Origin of the sequence: Archangium violaceum (genome assembly GCF_016859125.1) — a bacterium.
Lineage (GTDB): Bacteria > Myxococcota > Myxococcia > Myxococcales > Myxococcaceae > Archangium > Archangium violaceum_A.
The window spans coordinates 3078119-3093427 of sequence record NZ_CP069338.1; the positions used below are offsets into that span (position 1 = coordinate 3078119).

Genomic DNA, 15309 nt, shown 5'->3' on the forward strand with positions numbered 1-15309 from the left:
GAGTGAATTGCCTCACACCCCGCGGCTCCAGGGGGTGGCGCTCAGCGCTGGTAGATCTTCACCCAGTCCACGTACATCTTCACCGGAGCGCCCATGGTGGTGCGGAAGGCGTCGAGCTGGATGCACAGATGGTGTGCCACGTCCGGGATGGCATTGACGTCCGTGAGCGTCCAGACCAGGGCCCCGTCGCGGAAGATGCGCAGGGCCTCCGGCTCCCACTCCATCGCGACGGTATGCCATTGGGTCGCGTCCACGGCGTGTCTGTAATGGTACTGGCGGTTGTCCGCGCCGTAGTGGATGAACGTGCTGAAGCTGGCGCGGCTCGTGCCGGTGCCCGTCTCGTAGATGTCGTTCTCCCCATCCGAGGGCCAGTTCCCGCTCTGGGGCCACGTGAGCACCACGCCACTGGTCGTGCCGCTGGGGTCCGGCTCGGTGCGGACGCGGAACTCGAAGCGGCCGTACTTGTAGTTCGACTTGTGCGACATGCCGCCCGACACGAGCGTGCCATCGACCATCTGCGCGGTGACTGTCAGCAGGCCATTGGCGACGCTGAACGCGCTCGGACGGCGCAAGCCATTGCCGCCATGCCCGGGCGAGTAGTACATGCTCCACTGGGTGGTATCGACCGCGCTCCCCAGGAAGTCATCCTGGAAGACGAGCCGCCAGCCCGGGGGCGTGCCAGGCGCCGTGACGCGGATGTCATCCGCGTAGAGGGCGTCACCCGACACGCTGTTCGTCTGGAGGATGTAGAAGGACAGCTTCCGGTCCGTCTGCTCGAGCGTGGCCGAGACGGTGACCTTCTGGAAGGTCTGCGTCAGTGTCGCCCTCTGCTCCCACACACGGACGACACCGCTGGCATCCGTCTCCCGGAGCGCGAGGATCACCGTCTTGCCCACCGCGCTCGTGCTCGCGGCGGCGACGTAGGCGCTCGCCGTGTATGTGCCCAACGCAGCGGGAGCCGCCACCACGCTCGACGCGGCCTCGAGCGAATACCCTCCGCTCGTCCCGGCCACGGGCGTGACCTTCACCACGTAGCCGCCCTCGGGCGCGTCCGAGGAACGGAGGATCCGCGACAGGCTTGCCTGCCACGTCTTCCAGCCCTGGAGGTCCTGCTCGAAGCCGCCGTTGGCGAGCAGGTTGTCCGTCGCCGCGGCCGTGCTCGCTCGGGTCTCCTCCGGCGCGAGCGCCCGGACCTCCGGCTCGGGCCCACAGCCCATCCCCAACAGCCCGCTCAGGCCCACCACGCAGGCCAGCCGCACGCACCGCCCACGTCCTCGTCCCACGAGACTTCGCATCATCTGAAACCCTCCATCCTCGAAAAGGTCTACAGGGAAGAGGGGGACTCCCGCCCCGCATCTCAAAAAAGCCATGCAGCTCGACTTCGCGCTCGACGCCTTCCACCCAACTCCGACAAGGGCTCCGCGGCGACGGCGAACGGCTTCCCCACGCTCGCATGCCAGACGCGTAGGCGCCCCGGCCCCGCCTCCGCTCACTCACGGGGCCGGGGCGCCGGGGTAGGCGTCAGTCCTCCGTCCGCGGCTGTGGAAAGAGACCTCTATAGGGCCGAGCCTCCTCCACGGCGCGGGCGAAGGACGGCCGGTTCAGCAGGCGGTCCAGATAGGCCCTGACGTGCGAGTGCGCCTGGGTGATGGGCACGACCCAATCGGCGTAGAACAAGGCGGGGCCCGCGGCACAGTCCGCCAGGGTGAACGCCTCGCCAATGGCCCAGGTCCGGTTCGCCATCTGTCGATCGAGCAGGCCATAGGCGGTGAGCAACGAAGCCCTGGCCACCTCCACACCGTGTGGATCTCCGCGCCCTTTGGGGCGGATCCGGTCGGTGACGATCTTCTGCATCGGCTCGGCGATCTGGAGATCGAAGAAGCGATCCCACAGGCGCGCTTCGAGGGCCTGGTCGAATTCTCCGGGAATCAGCGGCGTCGCGCCCGGGTGATGGCGATCCAGGTATTCGATGATGATGCTGGACTCGGGAAGGGTCCGGTTCGCGGCGCGGTCCACCAGGACCGGCATCCGTCCCACCGGGCAGTGGCCGTCGAGGGTTGGGCGTCATCGGCCGTTTCTCTCACGACCCCACGCGAAGTGCACGCCCTGGGGATCGAACCCAGCGAAATCGGTGTGTGGAACCGACGCCGTCTCCAGCTGGCTCGGCGTGCATGAGAAGTCGCGGAGCAGGGAGTTGAACCCTGTGGCGCAGGCGTATGAGACCCGGTGGGGCACCGGCCCCTCTCCGCGTTGAACGAGTGCCTCTGGCAGGAATTGAACCTGCGGCCTCACGGTTCGGAGCCGTGCGCTCTCATCCACTGAGCTACAGAGGCAAGAAGAAGAAGTGGTTCCGGCAGGACTCGAACCTGCGACCCCACGGTTCGCAACCGTGTGCTCTCATCCGCTGAGCTACGGAACCAGAAAACAGAAGCTGCCGGCGGGACTCGAACCCGCATCGTCCTGAGTGGCGCTCAGGTGCCTCACCTCTCGGCCACGGCAGCAACACGACCTTCGGTACTGCGAGAGCCCCTGGTCGGGTTCGAACCGACGGCCTCCGGTTTACGAAACCGGCGCTCCTCCAGCTGAGCTACAAGGGCATGGCAGGCCGCCAAGGAGTTGAACCCTGCACGCTCGGATTTGGATTCCAAGCTGCTCCCGGAGCGCGGCCTATGAACACAGACAACAAACAACAGACGACGGGTGCGACGTGAGAGGCCCATGCGGGAGTCGAACCCGCCCCACGCGGTGTTGCAAACCGCTGCCGCCCCAGGCGGAACGGGCCATGTCCTGCATGCTGCGTGCACCGGGAGCAGGCTTCGAACCTGCACCTGCGGGGTCAGAGCCCGCCATCCTCGCCAGTTAGACGATCCCGGTATGAGTGAAGATGAAGCTCGAAAACACGAGAGGCCGGGTTCCCCTTCGGGAGCCCGGCCTCTGATCGACAGCGCCTCGAGAGAGAAGAGGCGCTGACGGTCAGAAACCGGGTGGACGACCGCGATACTGCCAGCGCCGGGCACGGAAAACCGGAGCGGCAACCACGTGGGTGCGCGGGAGCGAATCGATGCAACCGGCAAATTTCTCAGTGTGCTTGGGGTTCATCGCGCTCTGCATCGCCACCGTCGTCATGGTCACCGCTCCTTTCATCGAGAAAAGACGCGGCCGGAAATGTGTCCTGACACGCCACGCGGATCTTCCTTCGACGCTTGGGGACAAGCAGGCACGCGAGCCCTCACTCCTCATGGACAAGCGCCACCGGCACTCCAGGACGCATCACCCCCGCTCATGCGACGTCCCGGGAACGATGGTCCCGGGCCTTCTCCGCGTTCTGCCGCTTCTTGAGCAGGGTGACGAAGTCGTCGCTCACCGAGTGATCGTGCGTCGCCGCAGCATGCTCCACCAGCATATCGCGCAGGGTCTGGGCCTGCTCCGGCTCCAGCAACAACGCGAGCAGCAGGTAGACGCCCCGGAAGCGTGGATCCTTCAGGTGCTTGACTGCTCGCCGGTTGTCCTTCCCCAGGAAGGTCTGGGCAATGAAGAACTCATGAATCTTGCCGTGGCGGAAGCGCCACTCGCACTGCTCCTCACCGTCGGGAGTCTTCCACTTCAGACACACCACCATCTTGGCGGCTTCCATCCGCTGCAACTCCCGGCGAAACTTCTTCTCCGAGAGGGCGCTCCTCGAAGGTCCTCGTCCTCCAGGAGCCTGGCGACGAGAGGCGCCTGCGCTCCGGCCTCCGACCCCATCGCCCCCAGCGCCTCCAGTGCCGCCCAACAGATGTCCTTGTCGTCGCTCCGCAAGAGGTTGGCAACGGTTGGCGCCAGCGCGCTGGCCGCATCCCCCATCTCCCGCAGTGCCTCCAACGACTCCAGACAGACGTACTGGTTTCGTGAACAGTCGACGAGCGAGGAAAGGTGCGCTTGCTCCAATCCCATCCCCAGCACGCTCAATGAAGAGATGGTGGCAAGCTGGATGCGCCAGTCCTTCGCATTCAACAGCTCCCGCATGCGCGGCTCTCGAGCGAATACCCCCAGCCGTTCTCGAACTCCAGGCTGTGCGAGCTCCTTTTCGCTCAACCGCAACAGCGCTCTCACGACGATCTCAGGGTCGGGATCGTCCAGAGCCGCGAGCAGTCCCCGAATCCGCGTTGGCGGCGCCTCGGCGGGACCTTCCCTGGTCGTGGCCTGTGAACTGCTCCCGAGCAGAAGGGTGAAACAACACACCCTCAGCCACATCAGAGTTCGTCGCTGCATTCAGCCCCCCCATCCCGAGGGAGGATTCTGACCGCAGACAGTACGGACGGGAAAGGCCCCCTCCCTCGCGCACGCCAGGGGTGTTTGACAGAAATGTGACGATTGGGGAGTTGGGCTCGGAGCGCGCCTACCGGTCCAGCACCATGCTGCGGATGAAGAACTTCGGGTAGCGCACGTACGTGCGCAGGTGCATGGCCGTGTCCACCATCCACGGCACCCAGTCGCCCGTGTCGATGACCGCGTCCACCGCGTGCTCCCGGTTGCGCGCGTACCACTCGCGCCAGTGCTTCACCTCGTCCGAGGACAGCCGCCCCGACAGCCCCTGCGCCCTCAAGAGCAGCTCGAAGATGCCCCGGTGGCAGTAGATGTACTGCCCCCCTCCCTTCCAGCCGAGCGTCTCCTTCGCCTCTTCGCCCAGCCGCTCCTCGTGCCCGCACGCCGCCTCGTACACGAACAGCGGCAGCGGACTCCCCCGCGCGATGTCGAAGCCCATCTGGCTGTAGAAGCGCGGGTTGAAGTCGATGAGCAGCTGCTTGCCTCCGGCCCGGATGAACTCGACCTCGAACGTGCCGTGGTAGCCCAGCTTCTTGCACAGCGCCCGCACCTTCTCCGCGAGCCCCGCGTCCACCGGCACGTCCTCGAAGCACAGGCCGATGCCCAGCTTGCGCGGACGCTGCAACACCTTCACCGCCCCGCGCGCCACGAACAGCTCGCCCGTCCGGTCCACGAAGCCGCTCAGGCTGAAGATGTTCTGCGCCGCCTCCGTGTAGAAGGCCTGCACCATCGGCCGGTTCGCCCGCGCGTCGTACTCCAACAGCTTGCGCCCGTACTTGTTGCGCTCCAGGAACTCGCGGTAGCGCGGCAACAACTCGCTCGCGCGCTCCACCTGCGCGCCCTTCACGTGGCTCTCGAACAGAATCTGCGTCCGGGGCTTGAGTAGCACCGGGAAGCGCGCCTCGGCCGCCACCTTCTCCAGGTCCGCCTCACCCTCCGGGAACCACGTGTCCGGCACGTCCAGCCCCACCTCCTTGCACTGGTCGTGGAGCGTCTTCTTGTTCAACAGCCCGTAGATGACGTCCACGTCCGGCTGGTACATGCGGAAATGCTTCGACAGCTCCTCGCGGCGCAGGGCGAACAGCCACGCCATGTCATCGCTCGTGGGGTACAGCACGTGCCCCGGCTCGGCCTCACCGAAGCGCAGCAGCCACTCCAGGAAGGCCTCCGAGTCTCCCACGTCCGGGCACTCCACCCGCCGCGTCACGTACCGGCTCCAGCGCGCGGGCGCCAGCAGCTTGGACTCGGCCATGGTGATGGGAATGCCCAGCCGACCCAGGCACCGCACCGCGGCGAGCGTGCCGTAGTAGTCGGCCATCGTCAGCAGGATGGGAGGACGCGCCTGTGTGTTCATGTATCGATTCCTCGTGTCCTCAGCGCGCCAGCGCTAGCCCGGGTTGACCGGGGTGCTCGCCACCGGCTCGGCGGCCGGCTGCGGCTTCTTGTCGCGCCAGTCGAAGCGGTTCTTCAGCTTCAGGAAGGGCTTCTCGAAGTAGCGGTAGCTCAGCGTCGCCAGGCCGACGCTCAGGAGCATCGTCAGCACGTAGTAGAGAATCAGGTTGTGCGGCACCACCCGGCGCACGATGTTCAGCGAAATCATGTGCAGCAGGTAGATGCCGTAGGTGATGGAGCCCATGTAGCGCAGCCACTTGTGGTCCACCAGCGGCGCGAGCACGTGGTCGGGCCGGATGCACATCGCAATCACCATCGCCGTGAGCAGCAGCGAGGAAATCCACAGCGGCGTGTCGTGGTTGTAGATGGCGAAGAACACCAGCACCACCACCACCGGCACGCTCCACACCTGCCCCAGCACCTTCCACGTCCACTCGAAGACTTTGGGGTAGTGCGTCAGGTACGCCGCCAGGCAGCCCATGCACACGGAGACGGAGATGCTGGCGAGGATGCGCACCCACAGCAGCCGGGTGTCGAGAAAGCCCGTCTTCGTGGCCCAGTCCATGAAGATGGCCACCGCGAGCATGCCCGACATGAAGACCACCGGTCCCCACGTCGTCTTGAAGTAACGCACCACGAAGGGCCACATCAGGTAGAACTGCTCCTCGGTGGCCATGGACCACGCGAAGTAGAAGATGATGCGGCCCTCTTCCAGCTTGATGAACCAGTTCGACGTGTACGTGAGGTAGTACTTCAGGTTGTCGAAGAACGCGCCGCGCACCACCATGTCCTGCTCGAAGAAGAAGACGAGCACGATGTAGAGGAACGTCACCGCGTAGTAGAGCGGGAAGATGCGCAGCGAGCGCCGGGCGTAGAAGCCCTTGAGGGAGATGGAGCCCGTCGTCTCGCGCTCGCGCAGCAGCAGCGTGGTGATGAGGAAGCCGCTGATGGCGAAGAAGAGCGAGACGCTCAGGTAGAAGCGCCCCACGAGGCCCTCTCGCGCTTCCAGCACGTGGTAGAGCACCACGGCGAGGATGGCGAGGGCTCGCAGCCCGTCCAGGGCTCCGAAGGTCTTGGTGCGAAGAAAGGCCTGATGGGCGGCTTTGGCGGATTCCATGTCCGCCCATTAGGAACGCAGAATTCCCGACGACCCACAAGAGGGCCAGCCCCGGCCTCCGGGCAGACACGCTAGCGCACCGCCCGCCCGCCCGTCTGGTCCGCGCCCCCCGACATGCGGACCTCCGCCACGTGCGAGAAATAGATGGGGATGCCAAGGACGTAGCGGCTGAACAGCCGCCGGGGCTCCACCGCCAGACGGAACAGCCACTCCATCCCCACCTTGCGCATGACGAGCGGCGCCCGCGGAACCTTGCCGCCGATGTAGTCCAGGATGGCGCCCCCATTGACGATGAGCACCGGGTGCGAGAGCGCCTCGCGCAGCTGCACCGAGACCGCCTCCTGCTTGGGCATGCCCATCGCCATGATGATGAGCTCCGGCTTCGTCCCGGTGGCCAGCCGCACGTACGTCTCCGGCGCGTCGAAGCCGTCATGGCAGGCCACGATGTCCAGCCCCCACTCCTCCAGCGTGCGCCGCGCGTTGTCCAACCACGGCGAGCGCGTGCCGAAGAGCGCCACCCGCCGCCCCTTGTACGCACGGGCGAGCTTGGGGATGAAGTCCGTGCCATTCATGTTCAGCCCATACGGCCGGCTGAACGCTTTCATGCCCAGCTTCACCCCGATGCCGTCACGCAACAGCATGTCCGAGCGCAGCAGCCCGTCCAGCATCCCTGGCTGATTCCACCCCAGGTTCACCGCGTGCGCGTTGACGAAGGACAGGATGAAGGGCCTCCCGGGCCGGGTGAGCTCGTCGAGCAGCGCCCGCTCCGCCGCCTCGTCGTCGATGACACGGATGCGGTCCATCAACGTCATGAAATTGCGCGACCGCTCCGACTTCGTCTCCCCCGGGGTTGCCATGTGTCCTCCTCCTCCCTGTCCGGAAGATAGCGGAAACCGGAACATCCGGGAGGGACTCGCGGAGACCCGGACGGGGGACCCCGGAATGTCCGCCGCCGACGAACCTCGCGGGCCCTCCGCTCGCTGGTGAACGCATGGGAGGGACTCCAGGACACTGGATGCCGAAGCCACTCGTGCCCCGTGCCTAGCTTCTGGCGTCCACGACGCAGCGCAGAAGGGCGGCGCCCTCATGCAGGAGCTCAACTTCCTTCCGGCCCACCGGCTCGCGGCCCTGGTGCGCACCCACGAGGTGTCCGCCCGCGAACTGTTGGAGGCGCATCTGGCGCAGATCTCCCGGCACAACTCCCGCCTCAACGCCATCGTCACGCTCGACGAGGAGCGCGCCCGCGCCCGAGCCCGTGAGGCCGACGAGGCGCTCGCCCGCGGAGAGTCCTGGGGCCCCCTGCACGGGGTGCCCTTCACCATCAAGGACTCCTTCATGACGGCCGGGGTGCGCACCACCAGCAGCTACAAGCGGCTGAGTACGTACGTGCCCACGCACGACGCCACCGTGGTGGCGCGGATGAAGCAGGCGGGAGCCATCCTCCTCGGCAAGACGAACCTGCCCACGCTCACGCTGGACTTGCAGACGAGTGGCCACCTCTTCGGCCGGGCCAGCAACCCCTGGGACGAGTCGCGCACCCCCGGAGGCAGCACCGGCGGAGGCGCCGCGGCGGTGGCCTCGGGGATGACGCCCCTCGAGGTGGGCAGCGACCTGGCCGGCTCCATCCGCGTCCCCTCCCACTACTGTGGCATCTTCGGCTTCAAGCCCACCGAGCACCGCGTCCCCATCTCCGGTCACATCCCCCCGCTCCCCGGCCGCCCCCGCGGGGTGCGTTACGAGGGCGCCGCCGGGCCGCTCGCGCGCTGCGTGGAGGACTTGAAGCTGGGATTGAAGCTGCTCGCGGGCCCGGATGACGAGGACTGGGACGTGCCTCCCGTGCCCCTCCGCGACGTCCCGCCTCGCGAGCTGCGCTCCTACCGCGTCGCCTGGACGGATGACTTCGGCGGCCTGCCCGTGACGCGCGAGACGCGCACCGCCATGGACAAGCTGGCGCGCACCCTGGAAGCGCAGGGCTGCCACGTGGAGCGCCGTGGGCCCAGGGGGCTGGACCTCGAGGAGGCATGGGAGGTGTGGGGCCGCGTGCTCGGCGCGGAGCTCGGCTCGGAGATGCAGGCCGTGGCGCGCTTCATCTTCAGCATCCGCTTCAACGCCATGCCCGGCGACGCCATCCTCAACCGCGGCATCGTGCGCGGCGTGCGGGGCAGCATGTCCGATTACGCCGAGGCGCTCGCCATCCACGACCGCATCACCGGGCAGGTGGAGGCCTTCCTGTCCGAGTGGGACGCCTGGCTGTGTCCCGTCACCGTGAGCCAGGCCTTCACCCACCGGCGCAGCGGCGAGTGGATCAACGTGGAGGGCAAACAGGTGCCCTACATCACCGCCACCTGTGGCTTCACCACCCTGTTCAACCTCACCGGCCACCCCGTGGTCGTGGTGCCCCTCCCGAAGCTGGCGGACTCACCCCTACCGCTGGGCGTCCAGCTCGTCGGCCGGCGGTGGCGCGACGAGGAGCTGCTCGCCTTCTCCGAGTCCCTCGTGGAGCTCACGGGCGACTTCCGCAAGCCGCCCGGGTACTGACGGCGCCTCAGGGGGCCGACGGCTTCGGGGCTCCCACCGGCGCGGCCGGAGCCTTCGGGGCCTCGGCCGGAGGAGCCTCGGGGCGGGGCAGCACGCCCGGCACCTCGGCCAGCACGTAGCTCACCCACGCCAGCGCCGCCGTGCTCTGCGCCAGGTCCTTCGGGTCCACCTTGTCCAGCGTGTCCGCGTGCGAGTGGTGCACGTCGAAGTAGCGGCTGCTGTCCACCCGCACGCCCACGAAGGGCACTCGCGCCGGAATCAACGGCGAGATGTCCGCGCCTCCCGCCTCGCCCGGGAGCAGCCTGCCCGCCCCCAGCGCCTCGAGCGGACGCAGCCACGGACGCACCAGCTCCTCGCCCCCGGGGCCCGCGCGCAGCGCCACGCCCAGCGGCCTGCCACCTCCCGAGTCCATCTCCAACGCCGCCACGTGGTTGGCCAGCTCCGCCGCGTGCGCCTCGGCGTAGGCCCTGCCCCCGCGCAGGCCGTTCTCCTCGTTCATGAAGAGCACCACGCGCACCGTGCGCCGCGGCGCCGGCTTCAGCTTCGCGAGCAGCCGCGCCGTCTCCATCACCATCGTCACGCCCGCGCCGTCGTCGTGCGCGCCCGTGCCCACGTCCCACGAGTCCAGGTGCGCCCCGAGCAGCACCACCTCCTGGGGCCTCTCGCGGCCCTTCACCTCGGCCACCACGTTGAAGGAGTCCGCGTCCGGCAGCGTCTTGCAGCCCAGCTTCAGCTCCACCTTCACCGGCCCGCCCGCCAGCAGCCGGTGCAGCAGCTCCGCGTCCTCCACCGACACCGCCGCGGACGGCACCTGCGCCACGCCGTCCTCGTAGCGCATGGCCCCCGTGTGCGGTGAGCGCAGCGACGCCGTGGCCAGCGAGCGCACCAGCGCCCCCACCGCCCCCGCCTTCGCCGCCACCGACGCGCCCCGCGTGCGCAGCCCCGCGTATCTGCCGTAGTCCGCGGCCTCGGCCATGGCGTGGTTGAAGAAGACGATCTTCCCCTTCACCTTGTCACCCAGGGCCGCTACCTCCTCGAACGAGCGCACCTCGATGACCTCGGCGGTGAGGCCCCCCGCGGGCGTCCCCACGCTGCCGCCCAGCGCCATGATGGACAGCGGGTGCTCTCGGAACCGGTTCGAGGCGAGCACCCGGGCACTCTCCTCACCTCGCACCCAGCGCGGCACCTTCACCGGCTCCAGCCACACCTTCACGCCGTCCGCCTCGAAGCTCCGCTTCGCCCACTGCACCGCGGCCTCGGCGCCCTCCGAGCCGGACAGGCGCGGACCGATGCCGTCGGTCAGCTCGGCCAGGCGCGCATAGGCATGGCCTTCCGTGAGCGCCGCGCCGATGAGCCGCTCCGCCACCTGCGGCGAGGGGCCCGTGTCCTTCGTCGCGGTCGCCGGGGCCTTCGGCGGGGCGGTGAGCAGGGAAAGCAGCGCGGCGGACAGGGGAAGGGCCGAGGGCACGTCGGAGCTCCGGGGAGAGAGGGCTGCGCGAACTCTCGTCCCGCGGGCGCCTCCTCGCAAGCACCTCGGTGGGTTGACGCCCCGTCCGGCCCGCCTGCTTCCCCGGGTTCCACTCCGGCTACCTATTTCTCCACGGGAGTGCGATACGTGAGCACCGGGCAGGACGCCAGCCGGACGACCTTCTCGGCCACGCTGCCCATCATCATGTGCGACAGGCCCGTGCGCCCGTGTGTGCCCATCACGATGAGGTCATACCCGCCCTCCGCCGCCACCTTCGCGATGACGTGCGCGGGCTCACCCGCCTCCAGCATCTGCTTCGAGTGCGGCACGTTCTTCAGGAAGGCCGAGAGCTGTTGATCCGCGTGGTTGCGCAGGAAGGTGGACAGCGTGAGCTCGGGCTCGCTGCGCGTGAGCACCACCATCTCGTCGCCCGCGTACTCGGACGGCCGCCACACGTGCAACACGTCCAGCTTCGCGTCGAAACGGTTCGCGAAGAAGTACGCGTAGTCCAAGGCCCGCTTCGAGGTCTCGGAGAAGTCGACTGGCACGAGGATTCGATGGATCTTGCTCATGGTTCACTCCAGGGTCGGGTCCCTCCCTCCTGGTGCAATGGCCGTTCCCACCCGCGCTCCCTCGGAAGGGGCCACCCGGGGAGCGCAAATGCTGCGTACCCGCGCACCCGACGCAATTCCTGCACCCGCCCCAGCAGGCAGGTGCAAGGCTCGACGCACTCCGTTAAAGGTTTCCCGGGAGTCCCCACCCATGCTCTTCCGACGCACCATCCTCGAACGAATCCAGCGGCTCGACCCGGAGAGGGATGCTCAGCGCATCCTCGTCCTGAGCTGGTACCACGACTTCCCCTGGGACAGCCGCAAGGCCCTGGAGTTCGCCCTCTTCCGCACCTTCGCCGTCCCGAGTATCAGCGGCCTGCTCGACTTCTCCGGTGAGTTCGTCCAGCGCACCCAGAAGCGCTATGACGACACCGAGCTGCTCATCGCCGAGTTCATCGAGCACGGCTACGACAGCGAGCGCGGCCGGCGCGCCATCCGGCGGATGAATCAAATCCACCACCGCTTCCGCATCTCCAACGAGGACTACCTCTACGTCCTCTCCACCTTCGTCTTCGAGCCGCGCCGGTGGATCGACCGCTTCGGCTGGCGCCCCTACAGCGAGCACGAGCGCCTGGCCAACTGGTTCTTCTGGCGCAACGTGGGGCGGATGATGAACATCCACGACATCCCCTCCACCTACGAGGCCTTCGAGCGCTTCAACGTGGAGTACGAGCGCGCCCACTTCCGCTACTCGGAGAGCAACCGCCGCGTCGGCGAGGCCACGCGCGAGCTGTTCCTGAGCTGGTACCTGCCCCGGCCGCTGCGCCAGCTCGGCCAGCCCGCCGTCCACGCGATGATGGATGATTCGCTGCGCGAGGCCTTCGGCTTTCCCCCCGCGCCCCTCCCCGTACGGCTCGCCGTGCCGGGCCTGCTGCGCGCCCGGAGCCACGCGCTGCGCTACTTCCCCGAGCGCAAACACCCCCGACTCATCACGCGGCTACCACACGTGAGCTACCCGCACGGATATGACATCGAGCGGCTCGGCCCCGCGAGCTCGCCCCCCCAGGAGCCACACGGCCCGGGACACGGCGGGTGACGCTCCCCGCACTCCGCGCGATACTCTCCGCCAGGAGGAATCACGGATGATCCGCCCCCGCCTTCCCTGGCTGCTGCCGATCCTCGCCATGGCCGGCTGCGCGCCGTTCGAGCCCTGGTTCGACTACAACTCGAATGACGAGAAGATTCAGCACATCGGGCGCATCGACTGGAAGACCCCCGACGGGCCCACGTATGCCTACCCGGGCGTCACCCACCGCTTCCGCTGCAACTGCACCGGCGTGGACGTGGCATTCAAGGACCTGGGCGGGGGCGGAGAGTCGAACACCAACTGGGTCAACATCATCGTCGACGGCGAGACGAAGGCGAAGGTCGAGCTGAAGCAGGACGCGGAGCTGCTGCGCGGCGTGCGCGGCCTGAAGAAGGGCGAGCACACCATCGAGATCGTCAAGCGCACCGGGCCCCATGCCGGCAGCGTCCGGTTCCTCGGCGTCAGCCTGCAGGGCGTCCTCGTGGATCCCCCCGGCTGGCGCCCGAAGAAGCTCGAGGTCATCGGCGATTCCATCACCTGCGGCTACGGCAACGAGGAGCGCATCCCCCCCGGCCCCGACTACACCGGGCCCAACACAGGCTACCACGCGAAGAACGAGGACGTGTCCCAGGCGTATGGCACCCTGCTCGGCCGCAGGTTCGACGCCGAGGTGGTGACCACGTGCCTATTGGGTGCCGGCATCTACCGCAACGTCGATGGCGCGACGGAGGGCAAGGCGTTCCCCTACGTCTACGAGCGCATCTACCCCAACAGGGAGGACAGCGAGGCGCCGCGCTTCGACACGACGTTGTTCTCCCCCGACCTCATCGTCATCAACCTGGGCAACAACGACTTCAACGTGCTCGACGAGAGCGGCACGCCGAGCGCTCCGCCCAAGGAGGCCTTCCAGACGGCCTACGAGAACTTCGTCCGGAAGCTGCGCGAGCTGTACCCCGCGGCGAAGATCGTCTGCACCATCGGTCCGACGATGAATGACACCTACCCGGAAGGCCGCAATCACTGGACCCTGGCGCGGGAGTACATCTCGGAGATGGTCAAATCCCTGGGAGACCCCAACGTCCTCTATTTCGCCTACGATACCGCGTCCATCCCGAGCGACACGTACGGCGAGGACTGGCACCCCACCGCCGAGGGCCACGCGGCCATGGCCGACCAGTTGTCCACGTTCATCGAGCAACACGGCGGCCTCTGACAAGAAACGGGCGGACCCCGTGAGGAGCCCGCCCGTGGGGTGAGAGGCTTTACGCCGCGTTACGGGTTGGCGATGGCGTAGTCCAGAGCGGCCTTCGCCTGCACCAGGCCGTTGCCGTAGTAGTTGTCACGGCCGGCCGCGCCGAGGTCCTGGGCGCTCTTCTCGAGCGCGGCGCGGACGCGGGTGTTGGTCCAGCTGGTGTCGTAGCTCCAGACCAGGGCCGCCACCGCGGAGACGTGCGGGGTCGCCATGGACGTGCCGTCGTAGGCCTCGTACCCGCTGGCCGGCTCGGTGAGCAGGCTGACCTCCGTGGCCGACTGGCCGATGCCGCCCGCGGCGATGATGGCGTTGCCGTCCTCCTGGCTCAGCGAGATGGCCGGGATGGTGCTCGTGACGCCATCACCCAGCGTGCCCGCGAAGCCACCCGAGACGTTGTTGTAGATGGCCGCGCCGATACCCCCGCCGGACTTCACGTTGTTCACCTTGTCCGCGAAGCTGATGGTGCCGCGCTGGCAGAGCACCACCTTGCCGCTCCAGGCGCCCACGCTGTCGCACAGACCGCCGTCCACCAGCGTGCCCGTCACGCCTGCGGTGCGGGCCGCCCCGGTGATGTAGCCACCGGAGTAGGTGGTACCGGCGACGGTGAGGGTGTTGTTGTCCACCGCGCCAACCGTGGAGACCACGCCCACGCCCGGAGCCGCGATGTCCACCTCGGAGTTGTACTGCGAGAAGCTGGCGATCTGCTTGTTGGCGTCCACCGCGCCCACCGAGATGACGCTCGGGTAGGAGGCGGGATAGCTCATGCGGTTGTTGCCGTCGTTGCCCGCCGCGGCCACCGAGATGAGGCCGGAGCTCCACGCGTTCTTGAAGGCGGTCTCCTCGGTCCTGCTCTTGGTGCTACCACCGAGGCTCATGCTGATGACGTTGGCGCCCGCGCTCACGCAGCGGTTGGCCGCGTCCGCCAGGGAGGAGGCGTAGGTCCAGGCGCAGTCATCCCCGAACACCTTGATGATGTGCAGGTCGACGCCGTTGGGGAGCACGCCCACCACGCCCGTGCTGTTGTTCACCGCGGCGATGGAGCCCGCCACGTGCGTGCCGTGGTGGCACTTGTCGGTGTTCCAACCGGCGGGGTAGCCGGTGATCGCCTTGCCGCTCTGATGATCCTCATGGGCGGCGTACAGGCCGGAGTCGATGATGCAGATCTTCCGGTTGGCGCCCGTGGCCGACGGCCACACCAGCGGGGCCTGCACCTGGTCGATGCCGTACGGCGTGCTCTGGGACAGCAGCCTGCGGGGCGCGTCCTCCTCGACGAACTCGACGGCCGGGTTCTTGCTCAGCGCATCCAGGGCACGCACCGGCAGCTCCACCGCCGACGCGTTCATCCCGTGGATGGCGAGCAGCTCCTTGCCGCCCGCGGCGGAGATCACCTTCGCCCGGTCCGCCCCCTTCCTGAAGCTCACGATGACGCGCTGGGTCTCGGAGAGATCCGCCTTCTGTGAACCGAGTGCCTGCGCCTCCGTGGAAACCTCGGACGTGCACGCGGACAGAACAGCCAGCGCTCCCATCAAGGACAACTTCTTCATTGGGCTACTCCAGTCTGGGGGGAATTACCGGGTTGGCTTCATAGGCCCGTGTTCC

Annotated in this window: 14 protein-coding genes and 6 tRNA genes; 3 read left to right on the forward strand and 17 right to left on the reverse strand. The window is 67.8% G+C overall.

Features of this window, described 5'->3' with window-relative positions:
- Positions 1-41 precede the first annotated feature (41 nt).
- From JQX13_RS13205 to JQX13_RS13270, 14 genes are all read right to left on the reverse strand, one after another.
- On the reverse strand, positions 42-1298 hold the full coding sequence (locus tag JQX13_RS13205; protein WP_203409356.1) for a glycoside hydrolase family 16 protein: 1257 nt from the start codon (positions 1296-1298) through the stop codon (positions 42-44).
- A gap of 223 nt (positions 1299-1521) precedes the next feature.
- Positions 1522-2028 (reverse strand): glutathione S-transferase family protein, encoded by a 507-nt coding sequence (locus JQX13_RS13210; RefSeq protein ID WP_203412010.1) that lies wholly within the window; start codon positions 2026-2028, stop codon positions 1522-1524.
- Between the two features lie 231 nt (positions 2029-2259).
- Positions 2260-2333 (reverse strand) — tRNA-Arg (locus JQX13_RS13215).
- Positions 2334-2345: 12 nt separating this feature from the next.
- A tRNA-Arg gene (locus JQX13_RS13220) sits at positions 2346-2419 on the reverse strand.
- Between the two features lie 10 nt (positions 2420-2429).
- Positions 2430-2501: transfer RNA gene (locus JQX13_RS13225), tRNA-Gly, on the reverse strand.
- A gap of 23 nt (positions 2502-2524) precedes the next feature.
- Positions 2525-2597, reverse strand: a tRNA-Thr gene (locus JQX13_RS13230).
- 115 nt (positions 2598-2712) lie between these two features.
- Positions 2713-2782 (reverse strand) — tRNA-Cys (locus JQX13_RS13235).
- 19 nt (positions 2783-2801) lie between these two features.
- Positions 2802-2874, reverse strand: a tRNA-Gln gene (locus JQX13_RS13240).
- 99 nt (positions 2875-2973) lie between these two features.
- Entirely contained in the window at positions 2974-3126 is a 153-nt protein-coding gene (locus JQX13_RS13245) for a hypothetical protein (protein WP_203409357.1), read from the reverse strand.
- 154 nt (positions 3127-3280) lie between these two features.
- Positions 3281-3634, reverse strand: coding sequence for a hypothetical protein (locus JQX13_RS13250; protein ID WP_203409358.1), 354 nt, complete (start codon positions 3632-3634; stop codon positions 3281-3283).
- Positions 3604-4251, reverse strand: coding sequence for a HEAT repeat domain-containing protein (locus JQX13_RS56265; protein WP_430384173.1), 648 nt, complete (start codon positions 4249-4251; stop codon positions 3604-3606). Before JQX13_RS56265 ends, JQX13_RS13250 begins: the two co-directional genes overlap by 31 nt.
- A 127-nt stretch (positions 4252-4378) precedes the next feature.
- On the reverse strand, positions 4379-5659 hold the full coding sequence (locus JQX13_RS13260; protein WP_203409360.1) for a carbamoyl-phosphate synthase: 1281 nt from the start codon (positions 5657-5659) through the stop codon (positions 4379-4381).
- Positions 5660-5692: 33 nt separating this feature from the next.
- The gene (locus tag JQX13_RS13265; RefSeq protein ID WP_203409361.1) at positions 5693-6814 is read right to left on the reverse strand and encodes an acyltransferase family protein; all 1122 of its coding nucleotides are present in this window, start codon (positions 6812-6814) and stop codon (positions 5693-5695) included.
- 71 nt (positions 6815-6885) lie between these two features.
- On the reverse strand, positions 6886-7671 hold the full coding sequence (locus tag JQX13_RS13270) for a WecB/TagA/CpsF family glycosyltransferase (RefSeq protein ID WP_203409362.1): 786 nt from the start codon (positions 7669-7671) through the stop codon (positions 6886-6888).
- Positions 7672-7900: 229 nt separating this feature from the next.
- Here JQX13_RS13270 and JQX13_RS13275 point away from each other — a divergent pair, with 229 nt between their 5' ends.
- Entirely contained in the window at positions 7901-9352 is a 1452-nt protein-coding gene (locus JQX13_RS13275) for an amidase (protein WP_203409363.1), read from the forward strand.
- Positions 9353-9359: 7 nt separating this feature from the next.
- Here JQX13_RS13275 and JQX13_RS13280 read toward each other — a convergent pair whose 3' ends face one another.
- On the reverse strand, positions 9360-10820 hold the full coding sequence (locus tag JQX13_RS13280; protein WP_203409364.1) for a M20/M25/M40 family metallo-hydrolase: 1461 nt from the start codon (positions 10818-10820) through the stop codon (positions 9360-9362).
- A gap of 122 nt (positions 10821-10942) precedes the next feature.
- Positions 10943-11392 carry a universal stress protein gene (locus JQX13_RS13285; RefSeq protein ID WP_203409365.1) on the reverse strand — a complete coding sequence of 150 codons (450 nt, stop codon included), beginning with the start codon at positions 11390-11392 and terminating at the stop codon, positions 10943-10945.
- Positions 11393-11582: 190 nt separating this feature from the next.
- On the opposite strand from JQX13_RS13285, the gene JQX13_RS13290 reads away from it, so the two are divergent.
- Complete coding sequence (locus tag JQX13_RS13290) at positions 11583-12467, forward strand: oxygenase MpaB family protein (protein ID WP_203409366.1); 885 nt, start codon at positions 11583-11585, stop codon at positions 12465-12467.
- A 46-nt stretch (positions 12468-12513) separates the two neighbouring features.
- Positions 12514-13671: an SGNH/GDSL hydrolase family protein gene (locus JQX13_RS13295; RefSeq protein ID WP_203409367.1), complete on the forward strand. Its 1158-nt coding sequence runs from the start codon at positions 12514-12516 to the stop codon at positions 13669-13671.
- Between the two features lie 59 nt (positions 13672-13730).
- On the opposite strand, the gene JQX13_RS13300 is transcribed toward JQX13_RS13295, so the two are convergent.
- Positions 13731-15254, reverse strand: coding sequence for a S8 family serine peptidase (locus tag JQX13_RS13300; RefSeq protein WP_203409368.1), 1524 nt, complete (start codon positions 15252-15254; stop codon positions 13731-13733).
- Positions 15255-15309: the final 55 nt, after the last annotated feature.

Bases quoted from the DNA above. Each gene is read 5' to 3' on its own strand.
- JQX13_RS13260 (WP_203409360.1), bottom strand. From the start codon at position 5,659: ATGAACACACAGGCGCGTCCTCCCATCCTGCTGACGATGGCCGACTAC.
- JQX13_RS13245 (WP_203409357.1), bottom strand. From the start codon at position 3,126: ATGACGACGGTGGCGATGCAGAGCGCGATGAACCCCAAGCACACTGAG.
- JQX13_RS13295 (WP_203409367.1), top strand. From the start codon at position 12,514: ATGATCCGCCCCCGCCTTCCCTGGCTGCTGCCGATCCTCGCCATGGCC.
- JQX13_RS56265 (WP_430384173.1), bottom strand. From the start codon at position 4,251: ATGCAGCGACGAACTCTGATGTGGCTGAGGGTGTGTTGTTTCACCCTT.
- JQX13_RS13210 (WP_203412010.1), bottom strand. From the start codon at position 2,028: ATGCCGGTCCTGGTGGACCGCGCCGCGAACCGGACCCTTCCCGAGTCC.
- JQX13_RS13290 (WP_203409366.1), top strand. From the start codon at position 11,583: ATGCTCTTCCGACGCACCATCCTCGAACGAATCCAGCGGCTCGACCCG.
- JQX13_RS13275 (WP_203409363.1), top strand. From the start codon at position 7,901: ATGCAGGAGCTCAACTTCCTTCCGGCCCACCGGCTCGCGGCCCTGGTG.
- JQX13_RS13300 (WP_203409368.1), bottom strand. From the start codon at position 15,254: ATGAAGAAGTTGTCCTTGATGGGAGCGCTGGCTGTTCTGTCCGCGTGC.
- JQX13_RS13250 (WP_203409358.1), bottom strand. From the start codon at position 3,634: ATGGAAGCCGCCAAGATGGTGGTGTGTCTGAAGTGGAAGACTCCCGAC.
- JQX13_RS13270 (WP_203409362.1), bottom strand. From the start codon at position 7,671: ATGGCAACCCCGGGGGAGACGAAGTCGGAGCGGTCGCGCAATTTCATG.
- JQX13_RS13285 (WP_203409365.1), bottom strand. From the start codon at position 11,392: ATGAGCAAGATCCATCGAATCCTCGTGCCAGTCGACTTCTCCGAGACC.
- JQX13_RS13265 (WP_203409361.1), bottom strand. From the start codon at position 6,814: ATGGAATCCGCCAAAGCCGCCCATCAGGCCTTTCTTCGCACCAAGACC.
- JQX13_RS13205 (WP_203409356.1), bottom strand. From the start codon at position 1,298: ATGATGCGAAGTCTCGTGGGACGAGGACGTGGGCGGTGCGTGCGGCTG.